Annotated in this window: 17 protein-coding genes; 11 read left to right on the top strand and 6 right to left on the bottom strand. The window is 64.4% G+C overall.

The features are described 5' to 3' along the window. Positions 1-20: 20 nt before the first annotated feature. Genes MRBLSP13_RS15605 through MRBLSP13_RS15585 form a run of 5 tightly spaced genes read right to left on the bottom strand, consistent with a single transcriptional unit; the run spans position 21 to position 9,864 of the window. On the bottom strand, positions 21-1,547 hold the full coding sequence (locus MRBLSP13_RS15605) for a hypothetical protein (RefSeq protein ID WP_363738412.1): 1,527 nt from the start codon (positions 1,545-1,547) through the stop codon (positions 21-23). Next, positions 1,544-3,298: a tetratricopeptide repeat protein gene (locus tag MRBLSP13_RS15600; RefSeq protein ID WP_363755421.1), complete on the bottom strand. Its 1,755-nt coding sequence runs from the start codon at positions 3,296-3,298 to the stop codon at positions 1,544-1,546. Before MRBLSP13_RS15600 ends, MRBLSP13_RS15605 begins: the two co-directional genes overlap by 4 nt. Further along, positions 3,295-4,158 carry an endo alpha-1,4 polygalactosaminidase gene (locus tag MRBLSP13_RS15595; RefSeq protein ID WP_363755419.1) on the bottom strand — a complete coding sequence of 288 codons (864 nt, stop codon included), beginning with the start codon at positions 4,156-4,158 and terminating at the stop codon, positions 3,295-3,297. The genes MRBLSP13_RS15600 and MRBLSP13_RS15595 overlap by 4 nt, the downstream gene beginning before the upstream one ends. Next, a complete protein-coding gene (gene pelG, locus MRBLSP13_RS15590; protein WP_363738406.1) occupies positions 4,155-5,552 on the bottom strand; it encodes an exopolysaccharide Pel transporter PelG in 1,398 nt (465 codons plus the stop codon). The genes MRBLSP13_RS15595 and pelG overlap by 4 nt, the downstream gene beginning before the upstream one ends. Before the next feature lie 25 nt (positions 5,553-5,577). Then, positions 5,578-9,864 carry a cadherin domain-containing protein gene (locus MRBLSP13_RS15585; protein ID WP_363755417.1) on the bottom strand — a complete coding sequence of 1,429 codons (4,287 nt, stop codon included), beginning with the start codon at positions 9,862-9,864 and terminating at the stop codon, positions 5,578-5,580. A 612-nt stretch (positions 9,865-10,476) separates the two neighbouring features. Between MRBLSP13_RS15585 and MRBLSP13_RS15580 the strand changes: the two genes are divergently transcribed. The 10 genes from MRBLSP13_RS15580 to MRBLSP13_RS15535 all read left to right on the top strand — a co-directional run bounded on the left by MRBLSP13_RS15580 (position 10,477) and on the right by MRBLSP13_RS15535 (position 20,604). Further along, the gene (locus MRBLSP13_RS15580; protein ID WP_363755415.1) at positions 10,477-11,337 is read left to right on the top strand and encodes an endo alpha-1,4 polygalactosaminidase; all 861 of its coding nucleotides are present in this window, start codon (positions 10,477-10,479) and stop codon (positions 11,335-11,337) included. Positions 11,338-11,557: 220 nt separating this feature from the next. Next, a complete protein-coding gene (rmuC, locus tag MRBLSP13_RS15575) occupies positions 11,558-12,979 on the top strand; it encodes a DNA recombination protein RmuC (protein WP_363738400.1) in 1,422 nt (473 codons plus the stop codon). A 158-nt stretch (positions 12,980-13,137) separates the two neighbouring features. Beyond that, positions 13,138-13,770 (top strand): nicotinate-nucleotide adenylyltransferase, encoded by a 633-nt coding sequence (locus tag MRBLSP13_RS15570; RefSeq protein ID WP_363755711.1) that lies wholly within the window; start codon positions 13,138-13,140, stop codon positions 13,768-13,770. Positions 13,771-13,782: 12 nt separating this feature from the next. Next, the gene (rsfS, locus tag MRBLSP13_RS15565) at positions 13,783-14,172 is read left to right on the top strand and encodes a ribosome silencing factor (RefSeq protein ID WP_007686701.1); all 390 of its coding nucleotides are present in this window, start codon (positions 13,783-13,785) and stop codon (positions 14,170-14,172) included. Positions 14,173-14,317: 145 nt separating this feature from the next. Beyond that, the gene (locus MRBLSP13_RS15560) at positions 14,318-14,740 is read left to right on the top strand and encodes a 23S rRNA (pseudouridine(1915)-N(3))-methyltransferase RlmH (protein ID WP_363755413.1); all 423 of its coding nucleotides are present in this window, start codon (positions 14,318-14,320) and stop codon (positions 14,738-14,740) included. A 121-nt stretch (positions 14,741-14,861) separates the two neighbouring features. Beyond that, a complete protein-coding gene (locus tag MRBLSP13_RS15555) occupies positions 14,862-16,097 on the top strand; it encodes a murein hydrolase activator EnvC family protein (protein WP_363755411.1) in 1,236 nt (411 codons plus the stop codon). A 134-nt stretch (positions 16,098-16,231) separates the two neighbouring features. Continuing rightward, positions 16,232-17,521 (top strand): RsmB/NOP family class I SAM-dependent RNA methyltransferase, encoded by a 1,290-nt coding sequence (locus MRBLSP13_RS15550; RefSeq protein ID WP_363755409.1) that lies wholly within the window; start codon positions 16,232-16,234, stop codon positions 17,519-17,521. Positions 17,522-17,566: 45 nt separating this feature from the next. Continuing rightward, a complete protein-coding gene (locus MRBLSP13_RS15545) occupies positions 17,567-18,052 on the top strand; it encodes a diguanylate cyclase (protein WP_363738391.1) in 486 nt (161 codons plus the stop codon). A 126-nt stretch (positions 18,053-18,178) separates the two neighbouring features. Further along, the gene (rpe, locus tag MRBLSP13_RS15540) at positions 18,179-18,841 is read left to right on the top strand and encodes a ribulose-phosphate 3-epimerase (protein ID WP_363738389.1); all 663 of its coding nucleotides are present in this window, start codon (positions 18,179-18,181) and stop codon (positions 18,839-18,841) included. Then, a complete protein-coding gene (locus MRBLSP13_RS15535; protein ID WP_363755407.1) occupies positions 18,838-20,604 on the top strand; it encodes a heparinase II/III family protein in 1,767 nt (588 codons plus the stop codon). Before rpe ends, MRBLSP13_RS15535 begins: the two co-directional genes overlap by 4 nt. Before the next feature lie 161 nt (positions 20,605-20,765). On the opposite strand, the gene htpX is transcribed toward MRBLSP13_RS15535, so the two are convergent. Continuing rightward, complete coding sequence (gene htpX / locus MRBLSP13_RS15530; RefSeq protein ID WP_414714723.1) at positions 20,766-21,686, bottom strand: zinc metalloprotease HtpX; 921 nt, start codon at positions 21,684-21,686, stop codon at positions 20,766-20,768. Between the two features lie 96 nt (positions 21,687-21,782). On the opposite strand from htpX, the gene MRBLSP13_RS15525 reads away from it, so the two are divergent. Continuing rightward, positions 21,783-21,956 (top strand): DUF1674 domain-containing protein, encoded by a 174-nt coding sequence (locus tag MRBLSP13_RS15525; protein ID WP_133652548.1) that lies wholly within the window; start codon positions 21,783-21,785, stop codon positions 21,954-21,956. Positions 21,957-22,040: the final 84 nt, after the last annotated feature.

Raw genomic sequence — 22,040 nt, 5'->3', positions numbered from 1 at the left:
GATGGGCTGCCTCTTCAGCATCAATGTCTCCCCAGATAGCGCGTCAGCGCGATGCGCAGATAAAGCTGCCGTCCCGAAATGCCGGGCCGGCTGATGGAACTGACGCCACCGCTCGCCTGCAGGCGCCAGCCGTCACTGAGCCGCCCTGTGGCGCTGATATTGGCGGTCGGGCCGTTGGTCTTGCCCTTCCGGTCGAAGGTCCAGCCGGCGGCACCCGTCAACTGCCACCGGGTCCAGGACATGCCGGACACCAGTTGGAAGCTGTGGTTCTCCCGGTCGCTCAGCGGAATATAGGCGAGGCCGTTCGGCCTTATGCCGGTGTGATCGACATATTCGGCGTCCAGCCGATAGCTGAACGCCAGCGACGGCTTGCCCCGCCGCAGCAGATAGTCGAAGCCGCCCGCCGCGGTGAAGCTGCGCGTCCGCGCGCCGGTGCCTCTCAGCCCATAGCCGTTCCAGGCGCCGTCCGCCTGCACCACCAGTTCCGGCGTCAGGCGGATCGTGCCGCCAAGCCCGGCGCGGCTGATGTGGCCGCCGAAGGTCGACTGTTCAGGCGTGGCGAGATCGGGCAGATGATAAGCCAGCACCAGCCGCCCCTGCCTTTCGGGCGGCCCCGCGAACAGACGCAAACCGGCGCCGGCGACCTTTTCGTCAAGCTGGGCGCTGCCCTGCAGTTCCAGCCGCGAGACAGGCCCGAGGTTGATCGTGGCGAACAGGTCGCCGATGGTGGAGCGGGATGTGCGGTTGCTGAGAATGCCGGTGGGTCCATAGACCGTGTCGGCTTCCGAGCGGAACCAGCGCAGGCCTGCCCCGGCGGAAATTTGGGCGTCCAGCGGTATCATGCCGTTGAGACCGCCCTCCGCCTGCCAGAAGACCTTGCCCCCGCGCAATGTCAGCGCCGCTGCGACATTGCCACCCGCTTCCGCCAGGGTCTGCCGTGCGAAGGGGTCGTCCGCCGCCAGATTACGGTAGCGCCCCGCCCCCAGCGCCAGCGCGCCTTCGGCAATTTCCATATCGGCCAGCAGGCGCTGAATCCGCTTGTCGTCGGGATGCGCGGCCGCCAGCGGCGCAAGCCGCCGCCGCGCCAGGTCGGAATAGCCGGCGGCTGCATCGGCCTGCGCCCTGGCTATGGCAAGTTCGACGTCGATGTCGGACGAGGACGGCGGGCTGGCGATCGTGGGCGCGGCTGGGGACTGCGATTCCGGAACGAAGCGGACGCGCAGCTTTCGCGCTTCGGCGACGGCCTCCAGCCGACGTCCGGCTGCGGCGCGCAACAACAGGCTGTTGTCGTTCCAGCGCAGATCGGCGAGGTCGTCGCCCGCCATGCTGGCGAAATCCTTCAGCCTCTCATCCGCTATCGGCCGATCGAAGCGGACAACCAGTTCATAGCCATTATTTTCCAGTTGCAGATGCACGTCCCCGCTCCATTGCAGGTCGACCGTCCGCACCTCGGCCGAAGCCGAAACGCCGGTATCGGGCGGCAGCGCCGCGACGAGCAAGGGCAGCGGCGGCGCTGGCAGCAGAAGGGCGGCGACAAGTGGCGTCACGGCCGCAGCACCTTTCTTGCCCGTCCAGGATCACCGGAGGCAATCAGCAGCCGCGACAGCATGATGTCCAGCCTGCGGTCGCCGGGCGATACCCGACGCAACATTTCCACCAGCGCCATGGCGTCGGCCGTGCGCCCCAGCCGGTTCAGCAGATCTGCCCGATCGATCGATGGCGGCGTGATGGCCAGAAGCCGTTCCAGCCAGGGCCGGGCGGCGACCTCTCCCTTCAACTTCGCCTGCGCGTCCGCCATCAGGCGCAGCGCGGCCCGGTCATCGGGCCGATCCCGCAAATAACCCTGTAAATAGCCCACGGCTTCCTCCGCATTTCCCCTGTCCCAGCCATCCCAGGCCAGGCTCAGGCGGTCGGACGGCTCCCCCTGCCCCGCCGCGATCCGGGCGCGGGCCAGGGCAAGCGCATAGTGCCCGGCCCTGTCCGCCGGAACGGTGGCCGTGGCGGCGGCCTTGAGCTGCCTGGCGGTCAATGGGCGGCCGTCAAGCAACCCGTCCAGCGCCCGCGCCGCCGCCACACGATCCCGCGCTGCATTGGCAAGCGCGATGCGCTGCACCAGCATGTCGCTGCTATCCGCCGCCGGGCGGGATTCGACGAAGGCCAGCACCTTGGCGGGCTGTTCCCGCTCGATATAGGCAGCCAGCCAGCGCGAGTCGGCCGACGCGCGGGACCGCAACCAGTCCAGATCCTCCCCCGTCGGGCGCGGCCCCATCAGATAAAGCATGCGCGCCGAAGCACCCCCGTCACCCGCTTCCTGGGCCGATTGCTGCCTGAGCAGCGCAATGGCGTCGGGGCGGAAACCCTTTTCCAGCAGCCGCTGGGCGATGGCGGGACGATCGGCGCCCCTGGCGGAGGCCTGAGCGAGCAGATATTGCCGAATGCCCTGCGGATTGCCCGACGCCATGACGATGCTCTCCCGTGCGGCATCGCGGCCGGACGGCAGCAGGGCGGCGTAGCGCAGCGCCGATCCGGTATCGCCGGACCGTTGCGCCAATGTCATGGCCAGCCAGGGATTGTCGGCGCGCCAGCCGGGCGTACCCGCCCGGTCGATGCGGGATATCAGGTCATAGCGCTGCGCCGTGTTCGCCCATGATGCCAGATCGAGTGACTGCGCCTGGCTGAGCGGCGGGATCGCCCCATGTTCGGCGGCGGTGATCAACAGCTCGGGCGTGGCAAGGGCATAGGCCGCCTCCGCGAGATCCTGTGGCGGCGCGTTTCCGGGCGTCATGACGGCAGACCGCAGCAGGTCGGCGGCACCCGCCATGTCGCCGGTCTTGCGATGCAGGTCGAAGCGCAGACGCCAAAGAGCAGGAGCAGCGCGATCCGGGCGGCTTTCCAGAAAGGTGAGGGCGACGTCCGGCCGGCCGGCGGCCATGATGTCATAGCTGACCCGGTCGGTCGCGACAGGGGCGCCGTTCTTTGCCAATGCGTCGGCGATCGCCGAAAGCGTGGAGGCGCTGCCCGTGGCGGACGATGCCGCCATCAGGCGATGAAGATCGGGCGATGCCAGCCGCCTGCCTTCGGAAAAGCGCTGCATCAACTGGGCGATGCCGGGCGGCGGCAGGGGAATGGCGGCGGGCGGCGGCGAGAATGTGCCCCGGCGTATGGCGTCTGCGATCTGCCAGCGATTGGGCATCAGCACGAGCGTGGCGGCAAGCAGCACGCCTCCCCCCAGGATCGGTCCGAGGAAAACCATGTTCGGCTTGCGTAGCGCCTGAATATTGATGGCTCTGAGATTCATGGTCGGGGCTCCGGAATGAGCCGGTCGAGGGCCAGGGTGGATACATAGGGCTGGAACCCGGCGGCGCGTTCACGCGCATAGAGGCTGGCGACGGTCGCCTCGTCCTGAGGATCCCAATAATCGAGCGTGGCGAGGACCAGGCGCGGGTTGAGCTGGCGCGCGGCGAGCAGATGCCCGGCCTGCCACGCCCAATCGTCCGCGGATGTCATTTCATAGCGCCCATCCGCGAAGTTCCAGCGGGATGCCATGGCCTCCCCCAGCACCAGGTCGATCCGGGTCGCAACCGCCGGCAGCAACCCATAGCCGCGGTTCATCATGATGGTGATGCCCGGAAACCGCTCCCGAATGGCCGCCACCAGCCGGGCGGCGGCGGCGGTCATGCCTTTGTTCCTATCGGCGTCCTGCCGTTCCAGCGCCTCCGCATTGTCGAGCGTGTCCATGAAGATGCCATCATAGCCCTTCTCCAGGATTGCCGGCACCAGCCGGTCGAGCACCAGCTTCATCCAGGTGGGATCGCGCAGGTCGACAAGGCGTGCATCGGGCCAGTTGGGATTGGGTTGGCGCAGCGCTCCCGCCCTTTCCAGTTCAGGGACGAAGGGACGCCCCCCATGAACTTCACCCATGCTGATATAACCGAGCAAGCGGCTCCCCTCGGCCCGCAGCGGGGTCACGGGGCGCGGGAAATCGGGTTCGAGCACGAGCAGCCTGAACCGGCGGGCAACAGCCGGATCGGTGGCGTGGCCATAATCCACGCCCCAGGCCCCGGCATGGTCGGTGTTGGGGACCGCTCGCGCCGACAGGCCGAATACCATCAGCGACAGGGCGAACAGGTCGCGGCGGCGAAGAGAGGCCGGGCTCATGGCCAGAACCTCGCATTGCCGACCACCGCCGGATTGTTGCCGACGAACAGGAGATAGGTGAGGTTGCCGGTGGCCTGCGCCACCAGCGCCACCGCCAGCGATGCGCCGGTGACGGCCCCCGCCAGATAGCCGAAGCCGAAACCGGCAAAGCCCAGATCGCGCAACAGCCACGTTCCGATGGCGCTGGCGATCAGGAAACTGCCCCAGACGACAACGATCCGGCCGGTGAGGTCATAATAGGAAAGGATGATGCTCATCTGGATGACGACGAGGTGAAAGACCACCCCCACCGCGGTCAGGCGAAAACCGAATATGGCCCGCGCATTAAGGTCCAGCAGCCGAACGATCTCCGGCGCGAAGACCCAGCAGAAACTGGCCAATATCGCCTGTTCGACCACCAGCAGGCGCAGATCCAGCCGGATCGTGCTGCCCACCTTCCGCCGGGCCTTTTCGATCCGGCGCCAGTTGGCCGTGCCCGTGCAATGCGCCATCAGTTCGGCAAAGGCGCGGTCGAACCGCGTTTCCGTCGTCACCAGGATGAGCGTCAGGCCGGGAATCATCGTCAACAGGCCAAGGAAGCTGGCCTGGTCGTTGATCGGATTGACCCTGAGCGCGCCGACTGCCTGGATGCTTCCCGGCGCCCACCAGAGCAGCCATTTGTCGATCCAGATGGCCAGCGCATTGGCGAGGCCCGCCACCCCCAGCGCCACCACGCCGGGCGTACGGCCGATCCAGTCGAGCCGCCAGCCGGGGCTGCCCGGAAAATCGTCCCTGATCGCCTTGACCAGCAGTGCCAAGGTCACGACCAGGCCGGCGGCGATGGTGGCCAGCACGGCTGATGGCGTCATCGGCCGAACAATGGCCAGGCAGATGGCGGCCATGGCAATGCCCGAGAGATAGGCAAGGAAGATCGACCCATGCCGCGACGTCGCATGGAGGAAGGGGCTGGCGATCCAGATCTGGGCGAACAGGGCAAGGATGGCCGTCGCCAGCAGGAACTGGTCCGGGCGCATGGCAGCAGCGAGACCGAACAGCACATCGCCCGCAATCAGCGCCGCAATGGCGGCCAGCACCATCGCGACCATCAGGATCGATGGAATGGCATCCCGCTCCCCAAGGTAGAAGCGATCCGATGCCATGCGCGTGGCGATCATCGCCAGGGGCGCGGTGACGACGGTCGACACGCCAAAGGCATAGACCAGGCTTGTCTGGACGATCACATGGTCGGCAGGTTGCATGACCGAGCGGGTCCAGCCCTGAAGCAGGAATATGGCGCAAGCGGTTATCAGCCAGGGACCGGAGCTGATGACAGCGCCCTGGAAAGTGGCGCGGGCGATGCCGCCCAGCCCCTCCTCCCGCGCTATCCGATCCAGCCTGAAACCGATCCCTGCCATGTTCCCGCCCTCCTCATGTCCAGGCCTAAAGCAGGAAATCGCTCGCGGTCAGGTTATGCACACCGATCAACCGGATCGCCATTTCAATCGTTGCAGGATTATTGTCCGTGTTCGCTTCGACAAAGCTATCCGTGCCGTCCGAATAGACATGGACCTGTCCGGGCGCGGTGAAGGCTCCTGTAACGAATGCGAAGTGCTGACTGCCGCCAAGCACAATATTGGCATCGATGCCAGACAGGCTTATCTTGTCGATGCCATCCTCGAAATCCATGATCCGATCCATGACGAGGGGCGTGCTGTTGCCGATTGCATTGTAGATGAACAGATCGGCACCCGAACCCCCCGTCAATATATCGGCCCCCGCTCCGCCGGTGATGCGATCATTGCCTGCTCCGCCATCGATAACGTCATTACCGCCATTGCCGACCAGCGTGTCGTTGCCGCCGTTGCCGATCAGCGTGTCGTTGCCCGCCGCTCCCTTCAGCGTATCTTCCTCCCCCGTGCCCGTCAGCGTCGATCCGCCATTCGCCGCCGTCAGCGAAACGCCTTTGACGTTGGTGATGACGATGGTCAGGTTCTGGAAATCCTGCGCACCCAGGCTGTCGGTCGCCAACACCTGCACCTGGTAGCGGTTGTCCTGATTGGAGTCGGTGGGACTTTCGAAATCCGCAGCCGTTTTGAAGGTCAGGACACCCGTGGCCGGATCAATATTGAAGAGTGATCCATCAACTGCCGATCCCAGCGAATAGCTGACGGTCTGGCCGATATTGACATCGGTCGCATGGACAGTCGTCACCGCCGTCCTGTTCTCCGCCACATTGATCGTGGCCGACGCGCCACCGCCATTGGACGTGATGATCGGCGGTGCGTTGAATATGGTGACGGTCACTGCAATGGCCTGTTGGTCATAGAATGTTCCGTCCGAAGCGCGAACCGTCACATCGTAGACATTGTCGTTGCCGGCATCGGTCGGCAGCAGAAAATTGGGCGCGTTCAGGAAGTTGAGCTGGCCGGTCGACGCGTTGATCGTGAATTTGCTGGCATCCGCTCCCCCGGCGATCGAATAGACCAGCGTCGTGCCGACATCAGGATCGATGGCCGTCACCTTCATGACGGGTTTCGTGCCGCTGGAAACGGAAATGGCAGCCGTGTCGCCACCGCCGCCCGAAGTGATGACGGGCGTGGATTCGTTCGCATTGGTAATGGTGACGTTGATCGCCTGATCAGCGAACAATGTCCCGTCGGATGCGCGGACGGTCAAGCTGTAGACATTGTTTCCGTTTGCATCGGCAGGGGCTTCGTAATTGGGCGGGGTCAGGAAACTGAGCGCTCCCGTCGATGGATCAATCGCAAATGCCGTGCGATCCGGACCCCCGACGATCGAATAGACCAGCGTCGTCCCCGCGTCGGGGTCGATCGCCTGGACCGTGGTCACTATGGTGGTGTTTTCAGGAACGGAGATGGCCGCTGACGCTCCACCGCCATTTGAGGTGATGACGGGCACCTCGTTCACATTGGTGACGGTGACCGCCATGGCCTGTTCATCGAACAGATAGCCGTCGGAGGCGCGGACCACCACATTGTAGACATTATCCTGGCCGACATCGGTGGGCGCTTCGAAATTCGGTGCGTTGATGAACGAAAGTACGCCGGTCGTGCTGTTGATCGCGAACCTGGCCGCATCCGCCCCGCCGGATATGGAATAGGCGACGACGTCACCGACATCCGCATCGGTGGCGGTGACGGTGGTGACCAATGTGCCGTTCTCCGGCCTTGAAAACACCGCGCTGTCGCCGCCGCCGTCGGAAGTGATCACGGGCTGATATCCCGTTTCCAGCGTGACATTGTGAAGGCCGGAGCTGCCGAGATCCAGCGTCACGATCTCTCCGACCTGGCTGGCCAATGTGGCGCCGCTGACGATGACGCCCTTGGCGCCGGGATTGGCGATATCGATGATGACCTTGCCCTCGCCCACCAGCGAGAAGGCCAGATTGCGACCGTCACCCGTGACGTTCATCAGCACCGACCGCATCGGCAGGTCGATGATATGGGTCACGTCGTCTGCCGCAGCGCCCATGTGGATGGTGAATGTGCCGCCGCTCTGCGGCAGGAATACGCTGTCGCTGTCATAGGCATACCAGCCCGAGACATTCTGTATGACCAGTGATCCCTGGCGGTCGACATCGAGCGAGAGATTGCCGACATTGGCTCCCGTGACGGAGGCGGTGATGGTGGTTCCAACCACCGTCGAGGTGATTGTCGAACTCTTGAGCGCCGTCATCCGGTGCGCCAGATCGTCCAGTGTCACAAATTCCATGTTGGCCGCGACCGCATGTTGCAGCCAGGCGTTGAACATCGAAATGTCATAGGGGCCGTCAGCCGTCGGACTGCCCGACACGAAGTCCGCCGCGCCATAATCATGCCAGGGCCAGACGATCACAGGGGTTTGCGCATTGGCAACGAGCTTGTCGAATTCGGCCAGCCAGGCGCTGGTGGCATCAGCCACGCTCTTTCCCTGGAACTCGACCAGGGTAAAATCGAAGGAGGTGTTGGGCGCGAAATAGATCTGGCTCTGATTGTCGGGCGTCATATAGCCGAAGGCATTGGGAAAGCCCGCCCCCTGCGCCGCATAGCCGCCCGTCAGATAATCCGTCACATATTTCATGATCTCCTGGGAGACCGGCAGCGTTTCCGGCATGCCGGGGACAGCGGCGCCGGCCACCTGGAAGGCGTAGCCCAGATAATTGCTGAGCTGGGTGTTGATGATCGAGGTGCTGCCGCCGAACTCCGTCGCGATCTGGCTCGCGCTCAGCTTGTTGGTATCGTCAGGATGGGTCAGGCTGTGCGTGCCGATCTCGCTGCCCAGATCCAGTATCGCCTTGTAATAGGGCGCCGATATGGCCCAGTCCGTGCCGGTGCCGTTCGTTCCATTCCCGACATTGATGAAAAAGCTGCCGACGAAATTGTAGTCGGCCTTCCATTGGGTGAGGATGGGCAACAGCTTGTCGTAGATGCCCGGCGTGGATCCCGGCGGATTGACGTCTTCCAGTTCCTGGCTCTGATCCATGTCGACGCGCGCAGCGACGATGCCGGAATCGCGGGTCAGATGCAGGCCGACCGACAGGCCGGTCCCGTTGACCGCATAGCTTATCGCCTGTTGCAGCATATTGGCGTCGGCCATGACGCCGTCGCTGGAGAAGAGGACATTGCGCGCCAATCCCGTCTGGGTGGCGAGCGCCGCCGTATAGGTCTGGCCGCCGTTGATGGTTTCGGTCGCGATCGTCTGGCCAGTGCCGCTGACGCTGGTGAAGGCGTTCCACCCGACATTGGTGTAGCTGTTGACGAGTTGTCCGTTCGTATAGTGATCCAGCACTAGACCCGCCGGGTCGGTCGCGTTCACCTGCACGTTGCCGGTGCCCCCCGTGACCCGCGTGGCGTCGAACAGGACCTTCATCGCCGCATAGGGATCACCCGGAAGCGGGTCGCCGCCAATGGTGCCTCCACTCACATAGGGCTGGTTCGTCATGAACTCGCCCGCGGTGATGAGCCCTATGCCCAGTTGCTTGCTGGCCATTTCGAGCGTGTGGGTAATCGCCTCCACCTGGTCGACCGGTACGTTGCGGAAGGACGGAAAGACCAGCGCGTCATAATGGGAAAGCTTGTTGAGGTCGGTCAGATCGGCTTCGGTCAGGATGTCGAAGGGGATGCCGGCCTGCATCGCCTGAGACTGGACCGACATGAAGAGCTGGGAATAGGCGGTCGAGTTGAAATAGGCATCGGAGGTCGTCTGCGAAAAGACGATGCCGATCCGCATGTCGGGCGCCTCGGTCGCCGTCGGCTGATTGAAGACCGTGAAAGGTGCAGACTGGTAGTTCGACGGCAGGAAGATCGTGTCGTTGATGTCGTAATAGCTGTACATCGCCGCCGGATTGCCCACCGAAGCGGTCGGCAGCCGGAATTCGACGGTCGTGTGATCAGCGGACCAGGCGGCGGTCAGGCCGCCGAGCACCAGGGTCTCACCTGCAGCGCCGGTATAGAGATTGATCGTCCCGTCGGCGGCGAAATTGATGTTATATTCCGCGCCGCCCGCATAGCCGAATATCTGATAGCCGGTGGACGTCTTGCCATCCGTGTTCAGCCAGATCGTCGTATTCGTGCCGATGGCGACGGGCGCCTTCAGGGCGAAGACGAAGTCGCCATTATCCACGGTTGAATAGATCTGATAGCCGGAATTACTGTTGTCATCGATCCGATCGGTGGCAAACCAGTCATCCAGAGAGCCGTCTATTGTGACGCTATGGCCAAAGGTCATGACAAACCCCCAAACTTATGGATCCTGGAAATCACATCATAAGTTTGCGACCGGAACGTTTTTTCTTTTATTCGGCAAAGCCGAGACAGAACATATATTGGACAACGAAGGACAGCACTTCTCCTGGCATCGACGATAAATCGATGCCATCCGGCCCGTCCCGGCCATTATCCGCGCCAATAAGGCGATATCAGAGTAAAAAGCTCACTTTTCTCAAAACGCCCTTGCGGCCCGAACATCGGAAGCGCCGCATATGGCTACAGTCAAACCACGCAATCTTGGGGCGACTCGATTTTTAACAATTTTTTTCCATGGTTAATGTGCTGTTAGATACGATCTTATGTCAACTTCATTTAACCAGCATTCCCATAAAATTGTCCCGTTCATGAATAGATGGGTCTGTCATTCGACATATGAGATCGTCGATTATAAAATTTGATTTATATCTTAGGGTATATCCCAGAGGGAGTTGTTTTTCTTTATAAGGTTGCCAGTTTTGATTGCCCGTCCCGCCGGAACCATTTCGTGATCCACGATCAATGTTCCCAAAATACAGGGACCATGACTATGTCTCCGGCTCACAAAAATCTCTCGCAACTCAGCGCCTTGGCAATGGCAGCTTTGATGCTTGCTGGCTGTGGTGGTGGCGGTAGCGGTGGCGGCGCCAACAACAATAGCGCCCCGACTCCGACGCCCGCGCCAACACCAGCGCCTTCGCCCAGCCCGACCCCGTCACCGACGCCGCTGTCCAGTTGGGACTGGATATTGCAGAGCCAGGGATTACCGGCGACGCCGCCTTCGGTCGCCTATCTCGACGTCGACGGGTTCGACACGCCGACGAGTTATGTGACGCTTGCCAAGGCCAGCGGGATCAGGACGATCTGTTATCTCGACATTGGATCGGCCGAAAATAATCGTCCAGACTATGCCAGCCTGGCCGCCATTTCCGGACTGTTGGGCAACAGCTATCCCGGTTTTGCGGGGGAACGCTATATCGACATCCGCCGCTATCCCGAGTTCATCCAGATCATGGATGACCGATTGCGCATGTGCCGCGACAAGGGATTTGATTATGTCGAATTCGACGTCATGGATTCCTTCGAGGATGGCGCATCGACCACCGGCTTCGCCCTGACCGAGCAGGATATGATCGATTATGCCACCGCCCTGTCGGTTCGGGCACGGGGCTATGGGCTGAAACCGGTGCAGAAGAACGCGAGCAAATCATCCGCCAAGCTCCTTCCCCTGTTCGACGCGATCCTGTTCGAAGGCTGCGTCCTGGACAATTTCTGTTCCGATGCCGCGCCCTATATCGCGGCGGGAAAACCCGCCTTCAATGCGGAATATCCGGAAGAATGGCCAGCAGGCTCATTCGATCGAACACGGGTGTGCAGTACCTCTGTCAGTGCGCAGATTTCGACGATCATCACCGTCGTCGCGCTCGATCGGCCTGCCCCCGACCGGTGCAACTGACATGATCCATTGATAATTTCGGCAGAAATGGAGCGGATTTACGCGTGCAAAAGGGAAATTCGACAATCTATTTCTTGCACTATTTCTCTTTAATATCGGTTACGACTTGTCACTATTCTTAAGTTTTTATCTGTTTTTTCAATTCTGTGGCGAGACAATCCGACTTGCGGCATTGACGTCATGCGGCTAGGTTCACCTTTCGTTCTGGAAAGGGGCATATATGGACAGCCTGGCCACCATCTTTGTCATTGTCGCTCTGGTCGCGGGGCTGGCGATCGGCTGGCTGGCGCGGGGCCGGTCCGTGGCTCCGCTGCTGGCGGAAAAGGCCGATCTGGCGGGCAAGCTCGACATGGCGGCGGCCCAGCGCAATGCCGCCATCCAGGAACTGGTGGTGGCGCAGGAACGCGCGGCGCAGGCGGCGGATCTGGCGCAGAAGGTGGAAGCGGAGCGCGCGGCGCGGGAAGTGGCGGGGCGGGAACTGGCGGCGTTGCGATCCGACACGCAGGCACGGGCGGAAGCCTTCGAGGCGCAGATCGCCGCGCTCAAGGACGCGAAGGAGCAGCTTTCCGCCCAGTTCAGCGAGATTGGCGGCAAGCTGCTGCACCAGGCGCAGAGCCATTTCCTGGAACGCGCCGACCAGCGCATGACGCAGGCGCATGAGAAGAGCGAGGCGCAGCTCAGGCAATTGCTGCATCCGGTCAACGAGACGATCCAGCGCTACGACCAGAAGATCACCCAGATCGAGCAACAGCGGACAGAGGCCTATGGCATCCTTCGCGGCGAGATCGAATCGATGAAGACGGGCCAGGAGGCGGTGCGCGCCGAGGCCCAGCGGCTGGTCGATTCGCTGCGCCATGCACCCAAGGCGCGCGGGCGCTGGGGCGAACAGCAGTTGCGCAATGTCCTGGAAACCTGTGGACTGTCCGAGCATGTGGATTTCCGGACCGAAGTGAGCGTGGAGGGCGAGGACGGCCGTTTGCGCCCCGATGCGATCCTGCGCATTCCGGGCGGGCGGGCGCTGGTGATTGACGCCAAGGTGTCGCTGAATGCCTATCAGGATGCCTATGGCGCGGAGAGCGAGGAGGAGAGGAAACGGCTGCTGTCCGCCCACGCCGCCGCCATGCGCGCGCATGTCGATACATTGGGGCGGAAAAGCTATGCCGACCAGTTCGACGAGGCGCCCGATTATGTGATCATGTTCGTGCCCGGCGAACATTTCCTCTCCGCGGCGCTGGAGCATGATCCCCAGCTTTGGGACCATGGCTTTGCAAAGCGGGTGCTGCTGGCCACGCCGACCAACCTCATCGCCATCGCCCGGACCGTCGCGGCGGTTTGGCGCCAGGAAAAGATGGCGGACGAGGCCAAGCGAATCGGCATGCTGGGCAAGGAACTATATGAGCGGCTGGCCGGAGCGGCAGGTTCGCTCAAGAAGCTGGGCAACCGGCTGAACGGGGCCGTGGCCGATTATAACAGCTTCGTCGGCAGCTTCGAAGGTCGTGTGCTGGTGACGGGGCGCAAGCTTCGCGACCTCAATATCGAGACGGGTGGCAAAGAACTGGAGGAACTGGAGCCGGTGGAGGCGCTGGTCCGCGAACCCTCTTCGGCGGAAGCGATTCGGGCCCTGCCGAACGCGGCAGAATAGAAGGCGGCATGAAGTTAGGAAGCTAACCAATGCCGTTCACCACAGGATGGGACGCTGAGATTGCTTGTCGCGGCTATTTATTAGTTCGCTAAGAATAAGAGAGTGCTCCCGTCACCCCCCTTGAATTTGCGTGCGGGGCCGCTGACTGGCATGGGCGAATCATGAAACGCATCGGCCTTCTCGGCGGCTCCTTCAATCCGGCGCATGACGGACACCGAGATATTTCCCTGTTCGCGATCGATGCTCTGCGACTGGATGAAGTCTGGTGGCTGGTCTCTCCGGGCAACCCGCTCAAGCCGAAAACCGGCATGGCGCCCCTGCCCGCCCGCCTTGCCCACGCGCAAAAAGTTGCGCGGCGCAACCTCATCCGGCCGACTGCGATCGAGGCGCGGCTTCATACCCGCTACACGATCGACACGGTGAAGGCGCTGCAAAGCCGCTATCGCCGCAATCGCTTCATCTGGTTGATGGGGGCGGACAATCTTGCCCAGTTCGGCCAATGGAGGGACTGGCGTGGCATAGCCCGGATTATGCCCATTGCCGTAATCGCCCGGCCCGGCTATGATGTGGACGCCCGTGGCTCATCGGCCATGAGCTGGCTGCGGCGCTTCGTCCGGCCCGCACGCCAGAGTGCAGCATGGACGGATTGGAGACCGCCGGCGCTTGTGCTTCTGCGCTTTCGCCCTGATCCAAGATCGGCGACCCTGCTGCGGCAGGCAGACCCCCTCTGGCATCGCGAATATGAACACAAACGCGTGCGCGACCCGCTCACGCGCCGGTTGATTGTCTAGAATGGAGCATCTTTGACCAGACCGCATCCCGCCAACGACACGGCTCATAATGCCGACAGCGTTGCCGCCCTGCACGACCTTGTCTTGAAGTCGCTTGACGACGACCAGGCGCAGGAAACCATCTCCATCCCCCTCGAAGGCAAGAGCAGCATCGCCGATCATATGGTGATCGCCAGCGGGCGTTCATCCCGTCAGGTGGCATCGATGGCGCAGAAGCTGGCCGAGCGGATCAAGCAGGCGACCGGCCGCTCCGCCCGCGTCGAGGGCCTGCCCGTGGCTGATTGGGTGCTGATCGACGCGGGTGACGTGATCGTCCACCTTTTCCGGCCGGAGGTTCGCAGCTTCTACAATCTGGAACGGATGTGGGGTTTCGTCGACGCGCCGGTAGCGGGAACCGCCTGAGCCGCCCTTCGACAAGCGTGTCCTGAGCCGTTAGAGCGATTTCCAAGCGATCGGAACCGATCGCTGGTTAAGAAATCGCGGAAAACAAGGAAACCAGAGCGGCGATCTGATTCAATCAGATCGAAACCCGCTCTAGTGGGGGGACATGCTTCTCCACATCATTGCCCGCGGAAAGATCGGGCGCTCGCCCGAAGCGGAACTGGTCGACCGTTATGCCAGGCGGCTGACCATGCCGTTCAAGATCACCGAACTGCCCGACCGGGGCGGCAAGCTGCCGCCGGCCTCGCCGGGCACGGTGACCGTCATGCTCGACGAAAAGGGCAGGCAACTCAGTTCCCTTGATTTCGCCCGTCATGTCGAGGGCTGGCGCGATTCCGGCAAGCGCGAATGCCGCTTCCTGATCGGCGCGGCCGATGGCTTCGACGATGCGGAGCGGGACAAGGCCGACCTGCTGATCGCCTTTGGCGCGATGACATGGCCGCACATGATGGCCCGCGCCATGCTGACCGAGCAATTATGGCGGGCTTGCTCGATCCTGGCCGGCCATCCCTATCATCGCGAGGGATAGCGCCCACCGGACCCGTGTTCCTGCGCCGATCAGGAATATGCGGGAATGGAGGTTCTTTCATTCCGCCCAAACACGGCCTAGTCAGATGCGGTCGGCATAGCGGGCCGGCAGGGGGCCTTGGTTGAGACGGACGGCAATCTTCGCGGCATGTCTTGCTGGTGCGGCGGCGCTCGCCGGATCGCGCCTGCCCGCCGCCGATGGGCAGGCCATCATCCTGACGGGCACTGGCGGGACCAGCCTCAGCGAGGAACAGGCCGCCCTGAAGACCGCGCGCCGCCAGTCGGAGGAAGCGCGGTCGCGTTCCGAGCGGCTGGAGAAACAGGCGGCCGCGGCCCGCAGCGAAGCCGATCAGGCCCGTCGCCGCGCCGCCGCCATGGCCGCCCGCATCCAGCAGGCAGAGGCCGACATCCAGGCCGCGCAGGCCCGCATCGCCATTGTCGCCCGGCTTCAGCGCGCGCAGGCCGCTCGTCTGGCCGCCAGGCAGGAGCCAGTGGTGCGCCTGACCGCCGCCTTGCAGATGATGGCGCAGCGACCATTGGCGCTGGCGCTCGTCCAGCCGGGATCGATCGACGATGCCATCCATATGCGCGCCGTGCTGGCACAGGTGCTGCCCGTCATCGAGCAACGGACAGCCGGCCTGCGCGCGGAACTGGAGCGCAGCCGCGCGCTGCGCGCCACTGCCGAGCAGGCGGCGGCGTCCCTGGCGCAGAGCCAGGAGGACCTGAAGCAGAGGCAGGCCGCGCTGCAAAAGCTGGAAGCGCAAAAGCGGCTCGCGGCGCAGGATTACCGCGCCAATGCCGATCTGGAAAGCGACCGGGCGCTCGCCCTTGGCGAGCGGGCCCGCGACATCGTCGACCTGATGGACAGGCTGGAGGAGGCAGGCGACCTGCGCGACCGGCTGGCTGCCCTGCCGGGGCCCCTGCTGCGCCCCGCCCGACCTGACCAGGCCCGCGCCCCCGCGCCCGCCCGTCCACGCGGCATGGGCGCGCCGCCGCCCTATCGCCTGCCCGTCGTCGGCGAGCTGGTGACCGGCATGGGCGAGGTGTCGGAAGGCGGCGTCCGGTCAAGGGGCCTCACCATCGCCACGCGGCCCGATGCGCTGGCGGTCGCGCCGACCGCGGGGCGCGTCGTCTTTGCTGGCCCCTATCGCGGCTACGGGCAGATCGTCATCATCGACCATGGCGGCGGCTGGACGACGCTGATCACCGGGCTGCTGCGGCTGAACGCCGCCGTGGGCGATGTGGTGCGGCAGGGCGATCCGCTGGGGAATGCCGGGCCGGGGCGACCCAGCGTCACGGTCGAACTGCGGCGCAATGGCCGCCCCGTGGACATTGTGCCGCTGGTGGGCGCGGGCTGATCCAGGCCGGTCCAGGCTATTTGCGTCGGCAGGGCGCGTGCCCCGCCTTCGCCGCCAGGCCCCCGATCGGCAAAGGCGCGACTCGCATTCGAACACAACTTACTTTCCCGCGCATTTTGCCCTAGGCGCTTTCCATGCCCCGACCATCTGCCCCCAAGGACGTCCCCGGCCTCCCCGCCCGCCGCGCCGCGCTTCGCCTGCTGGATGCCGTTCTGCGCCGCGGCGATCCGCTCGAAGGCGCGCTGCATGGCGCGGCGCAGGGGCTTGCCCCGGCGGACCGGGCGCTGGTCCACGCCATCGCGGCCGAGACGCTGCGCCACCTGCCGGACCTCGACGCGCTGATCGACAGCGCCACGCGCCAGCCGCTTCCCCATGATGCCAAGGCACGGATGGTCCTGCGCATCGCCCTTGTCCAGGTGCTGGCGCTGGGTACCGCGCCCCACGCCGCCATCGCGACTGCCCTGCCGCTGGTCGATGGCGGCCCCCGCAAGCTGGTCCATGGCGTCTTCGGCACGCTGACCCGCGCCGATCCCGCGCTACCCTCGCCACCCACGCTGCCGCATGAGGCCGCCAGCCGCTGGGCCGCGCAATGGGGCGAGGCCATGCCGCAGGCCGCGGCCCACGCCTATGCCCAGCGTCCGCCCGTCGACATCAGCCTGCGTGATCCCGGCCAGACCGCGCATTGGGCCGAGGCCCTCAATGGCCTGAGCCTTGCCCCCGGCCATGTCCGCCTGCCCGAAGGCGCCGTCATCCCGGATCTTCCCGGCTTCGACGAAGGCGCCTGGTGGGTCCAGGACCTGGCCGCTTCCATCCCCGCGCGCCTCCTGGGCAGGGGAGAAGGACGCGATGTGCTGGACCTCTGCGCGGCGCCTGGCGGCAAGACGATGCAGCTTGCCGCTGCCGGCTGGCGCGTGACGGCGGTCGACCAGTCCAAAAAGCGCCTGGAGCGCCTGAATGAAAATCTGGAGCGCACCGGCCTGTCCGCCGCGATCGTGCAGGCGGATCTGCGCCTGTGGGAACCCGACGCTCCGGCGGACGCCATATTGCTCGACGCGCCATGCACCGCGACCGGCATCTACCGCCGCCATCCCGACGTGCTGCACCGTATCGGCGCGCGGCAGATAGCGGAGCTGGCCGAGATCCAGGCCGAACTGCTGGCGCGCGCCGCGGCGTGGCTGAAGCCGGGAGGCATGCTGATCTACGCCACCTGTTCGCTCGAACGCGCCGAGGGCGAGGAGCAGGTCGCCCGCTTCCTCGACGAATGGAAGGATTTCAGCGCCTTGCCTGCGACGGCCGCCGAATTGCCTGACGGCATCCAGCCTACGGCGCAGGGCTGGGTCCGCACCCTGCCGGACAATCTCGCCGCGCAGGGCGGCACCGATGGCTTTTTCGTCGCAAGGCTGATACGATCCATCAAGCCTTAACCAGACCAGCCCTATGGTGCGATCCGGCATTCAGAAAGACCTGTCTTGCGCCCGACCGAGCCTCTTCCCCTGCATCATAGCTGGCCGCTCTACGCCTTGCGGGACCATCTGGCGCCCGTGATGCTGGACGACCGGATCGCCAGCGACGATGGGGCACTGGCGGAACGCGGCCTTGGCCTGTGGCATTGCGACCTTGGCGACGACAGTCTGAGCTGGACCAACGGCGTCTATGATATTTTCGGGCTGGAGCGCGGGATAACGGTTCCCCGCCCGCTCGCCGTGTCGCTGTACACAGCCGAAAGTCGTACCGCGATGGAACAGTTGCGCGCCTATGCGATCCGCCACAGGCGGGGCTTCACGGTGGACGTCGACATCCGTCCGGCGGATGGCGGCGAATGCGCCATGCGCCTGATCGCTGCGCCCATCGTCCAGCGAAATCAGGTGGTTTCCCTGCACGGCGTCAAGCAGTTCCTGCCGAAGGGTTCGAAGCCGTCGACGGGACTAGACCCGACATTGTTCGTCCTCTCCTGAAAGCCCGCGATTCGGATCGGCACGTCCCGGCCAAAGCCCGTGCCGAAAGCCTGTGGCCAAAAGCCTGTGGATAGCGTTAATCGAACGTTGCCCTTGGCTTCTGCCAAGGCTAAGGCCGATAGTCAAATGACCAGCCCGATCCTGATCTCGCCCTCCATCCTGTCCGCCGATTTCGCCCGTCTGGGCGAGGAGGTCCGCGCCATTGACGAGGCCGGGGCGGACTGGATCCATATCGATGTGATGGACGGCCATTTCGTGCCCAACATCACCATCGGCCCCGGCGTGGTGAAGGCGCTGCGCCCCCATACGAAGAAGCCGTTCGACGTCCACCTGATGATCTCCCCCGTGGACCAGTATCTGAACGCCTTTGCCGAAGCGGGCGCCGACATATTGACCGTCCATCCGGAGGCCGGGCCGCATATCCACCGCTCCATCCAGCATATCAAGTCGCTGGGCGTGCAGGCAGGCGTGGTGCTCAATCCCGGCACCCCGGCCAAGATGCTGGATTACCTGATCGATGATGTCGACCTGATCCTGGTGATGAGCGTCAATCCCGGCTTTGGCGGACAGAGCTTCATCAGCAACCAGCTTCGCAAGATCGAAGCGATCCGGAAGATGATCGAGAAGTCAGGCCGCGACATCCGCCTTCAGGTGGACGGCGGCATCGACTTCGCCACCGCGCCCCGCGCCATCGAGGCGGGCGCCGATGTGCTGGTCGCCGGCACAGCGACCTTCCGGGGCGGGCCGTCCGCCTATGCCGACAATATCCGGACGTTGCGCGGCGGGTGAGCGACCGCCGCCGCCTTTCCCCCCATCCCGCCCCCGAGGAGGCCGGATCCGGCCCGGAGGACGGGATCGAGCAGGGCAAGCGGCTCATCCGCATCGCGGATGACAAGGGACTTTCGCTGGCGCAACGCATCGCCAATCGCTTCTATCTCCTGAGTTGGAAGACGCCGATCCACGGCCGCCGGCTGAAGGGCAAATATCCACTCAAGCTGCTCGCCGTGCCGGACGACGAAATTCCCGGCAACGCCCATGCGGGCCAGGCGATCCGTGCCGGCTATTTCCTGTTCCGGGGCCAGAAACTGCCCCTGGACAGGCTGGATTTCGCCAATCCCGGCGTGCCGGCGGGCTTTGCCGATTATCTGCACGGTTTCCATTGGCTGCGCGACCTTGCCGCCGTGGCCACCCGCGAACAGGCCGCGCCGATTGCCGAAGGCGTCATGCGCAAATGGCTGGCCGCCCATGCCGACACGCCCAGCGAACCCGCCTGGCGCGCCGACAATGCGGGCTGGCGCCTGTTCTTCTGGTCGGCCTATGCACCGCTGATCCTCTCGTCCAGCGACCTTGTCTATCGCTCGCTGGTACTGAACTGCATCGCCCGCACCGCCCGCCATCTGGACCGCGGCGCGGACAAGGCGCCGGTCGGGCTGCCGCGCCTTGTCGCCTGGGGCGGGATCGTGGCGGCCTCTATGCTGCTGCCCGGCGGCGCGACGCGCAAGCTGTTCGGAGAAGCCGGCCTCAAACGCGCGCTCGACACCGGCCTTCATGGCGATGGCGGCATCATTTCGCGGTCGCCGCTGGACCAGCTTGAAGCCATCATGCTGCTGACCATGGTCGCCGCCGTCTATGAGGTGCGGCGTGAACAGACGCCCGCTTTCCTGACGGAGGCGCTGGCAAGGGCGGTTCCGGCTTTGCTGGGCCTCACCCATGGCGATGGCGGGCTGGGCAACTGGCAGGGGGCCGGCGCCGTCGATCCCGCCACCGTCGAAGCCGTCATCCGCGCCAGCCGCGTCCGCGCGCGCCCGTTGCGGCAGGCCAATGGCTGGGGTTATCAGCGGCTGGCCGCCGGGACCACGGTGATACAGGTGGACGCCGCCCCGCCCCCGGTCGCCCAGTTGGCGGATGCGGGTTGCGCCTCCACCGGCGCGATCGAGATCAGCGACGGGCAGCAGCGGTTGATCGTCAATTGCGGCGGCGCGGCGTTGGAGGGCGCGTGGGTACCGCGCGATCTGGCGCAGGGTCTGCGCACCACGGCCGCCCATAGCACGCTGGTGCTGAACGACAGCAATTCCACCGCCCTGCTGCCCGACGGCACGCTGGGCAAGGGCGTGACCGAGGTCGAGATCAACCGGCAGGAAACGGAAAGCGGCAGCCGGTTCGACCTCAGCCATGACGGCTATGTGCGGCGCATGGGCTATGTCCATCGTCGCCTGCTGCTGATGAGCGGAGACGGTAAGGAAATCCGTGGCGAGGACATGCTGACGCCTGCTGCGCGGCGCCGCAAGCCGGTGAAGCTGCCCGTCCAGCTCCGCTTCCACCTGGCGCCCGGCGTTGAACCCACGCCCACAGCCGACGGGATGGGCGCGCTGCTGCGCATCGACACGGGCGCGACCTGGCAATTCCGCGCCAATGCGGGGAAGCTGACGATAGAGGAAGGCCTGTGGGTGGATGCCCATGGCCGCCCCCATGGCACAAAGCAGTTGGCGGTCACCAGCGAAGCCCTGCCAGGCGGATCGACCGTGGGATGGCTGCTGAAGAAAGTCAGCTGAGGGCACCCTACAGCAAATGATCCTCAACAGGGCTTGATCGCCCGCCTCCCCGACCAGCGCTAGAGCGGGTTTCGATCTGATTGAATCAGATCGCCGCTTTCGATTCCTTGTTTTCCGCGATTTCTTAACCAGCGATCGGTGCCGATCGCTTGGAAATCGCTCTAGTCCCGCCGGAGCGGATCGAGGGCGCTCGACTTGCGTATCTTGGGCTCGAGGGGCGCCGCAGCGGGAGACAGGGCGGAGGCGCGAGGCGGCATGAACGTGCCGCCCGCCAACTCCTCCAAGGCGGCGATGCGCTTTTCGGTTGCCGGGTGGGTGGAGAAAAGCTCGCTCACATGCACGGGCACGATATAGAGTTGCGCGGCGGCGGGATTACGTTCCGCCACCGGGTTGGGAATCATTTCCGCCCGGCCGGAAATCTTGGCGAGGGCAGAGGCCAGCGCGCGGGGGTTACCGCTGATCTCCGCACCCGCACGATCAGCGCCAAACTCGCGCGTGCGGCTGATCGCCATCTGCACGATCATGGCCGCGAAGGGCGCGACGATCACCGCGAGCAGGGTCGCCACGATATTGCCATGGCCATTTTCCTGATTGCCGCCGCGGAAGAACAGGCCGAAATTGGCGAGCATGGAAATCGCGCCCGCAATGGTCGCCACCATCGTCATGATCAGCGTGTCGCGGTTGCGCACATGGCCCAGTTCATGCGCCATGACGCCGGCGACTTCGTCCCGGCTCAGCATCGAGAGCAGGCCGGTTGTGGCCGCGACGGCAGCATGATCCGGGTCGCGACCCGTCGCGAAGGCATTGGGATGGGCCTCATCGATCAGGTAGACGCGCGGCATGGGAAGGCCGGCGCGCTGGGCCAGCTCTGCAACGAGGGTGTAGAATTCGGGCGCGCTTTGCCCATCCACCTCCCGCGCATTGTGCATGGACAGCACGATCCTGTCGGCGTTCCAGAAGGTGAAGAGGTTCATGCCCGCCGCCACCAGCAGGGCGACCACCGCCCCGCCGCTGCCGCCCAGCGTATAGCCCAATGCCATGAACAGCGCCGTCAGCGCCGACAACAGCATCGCCGTCTTCATCCCATTCACTTGCACAAATCTCCTTTGCGGCCCAGATAGCGGGCCGGCCCTGAATATGGGGTGACGATGACGCGCCCGCAATCGAAAGGATGATCGATGGGAACCTTCAACGGCAAGCGCCCCGCGCATGTGAAGCCGCCCGCGCATCTTTCCAAGAGCCCGCCCGTGCCGCAGCCCGACCCGATCGACAATCCTTCGCCTCATGACGAGGAATTGAGCCCGGTTCGCTATGGCGACTGGGAACGCAAGGGAATCGCTGTCGATTTCTGAACAGTCGTCGAAGAGGGTTAACGGCTCATCGCTGTTTGGGCACAGTTGGCGACGGCCTGTGCCGCTGTTGCGGGCGGCATCGGC

The organism is Sphingobium sp. LSP13-1-1.1, assembly GCF_040676415.1.
In the GTDB taxonomy this organism is placed as follows: domain Bacteria; phylum Pseudomonadota; class Alphaproteobacteria; order Sphingomonadales; family Sphingomonadaceae; genus Sphingobium.
The sequence above is the reverse complement of the archived record's forward strand: the minus strand, read 5'-3'. Positions and strand labels throughout refer to the sequence as shown.

Coding starts and splice junctions, on each gene's coding strand:
- MRBLSP13_RS15600 (WP_363755421.1), bottom strand. CDS start 3,298: ATGAATCTCAGAGCCATCAATATTCAGGCGCTACGCAAGCCGAACATG.
- MRBLSP13_RS15595 (WP_363755419.1), bottom strand. CDS start 4,158: ATGAGCCCGGCCTCTCTTCGCCGCCGCGACCTGTTCGCCCTGTCGCTG.
- pelG (WP_363738406.1), bottom strand. CDS start 5,552: ATGGCAGGGATCGGTTTCAGGCTGGATCGGATAGCGCGGGAGGAGGGG.
- MRBLSP13_RS15585 (WP_363755417.1), bottom strand. CDS start 9,864: ATGACCTTTGGCCATAGCGTCACAATAGACGGCTCTCTGGATGACTGG.
- MRBLSP13_RS15580 (WP_363755415.1), top strand. CDS start 10,477: ATGGCAGCTTTGATGCTTGCTGGCTGTGGTGGTGGCGGTAGCGGTGGC.
- rmuC (WP_363738400.1), top strand. CDS start 11,558: ATGGACAGCCTGGCCACCATCTTTGTCATTGTCGCTCTGGTCGCGGGG.
- MRBLSP13_RS15560 (WP_363755413.1), top strand. CDS start 14,318: ATGCTTCTCCACATCATTGCCCGCGGAAAGATCGGGCGCTCGCCCGAA.
- MRBLSP13_RS15550 (WP_363755409.1), top strand. CDS start 16,232: ATGCCCCGACCATCTGCCCCCAAGGACGTCCCCGGCCTCCCCGCCCGC.
- rpe (WP_363738389.1), top strand. CDS start 18,179: ATGACCAGCCCGATCCTGATCTCGCCCTCCATCCTGTCCGCCGATTTC.
- htpX (WP_414714723.1), bottom strand. CDS start 21,686: ATGAAGACGGCGATGCTGTTGTCGGCGCTGACGGCGCTGTTCATGGCA.
- MRBLSP13_RS15525 (WP_133652548.1), top strand. CDS start 21,783: ATGGGAACCTTCAACGGCAAGCGCCCCGCGCATGTGAAGCCGCCCGCG.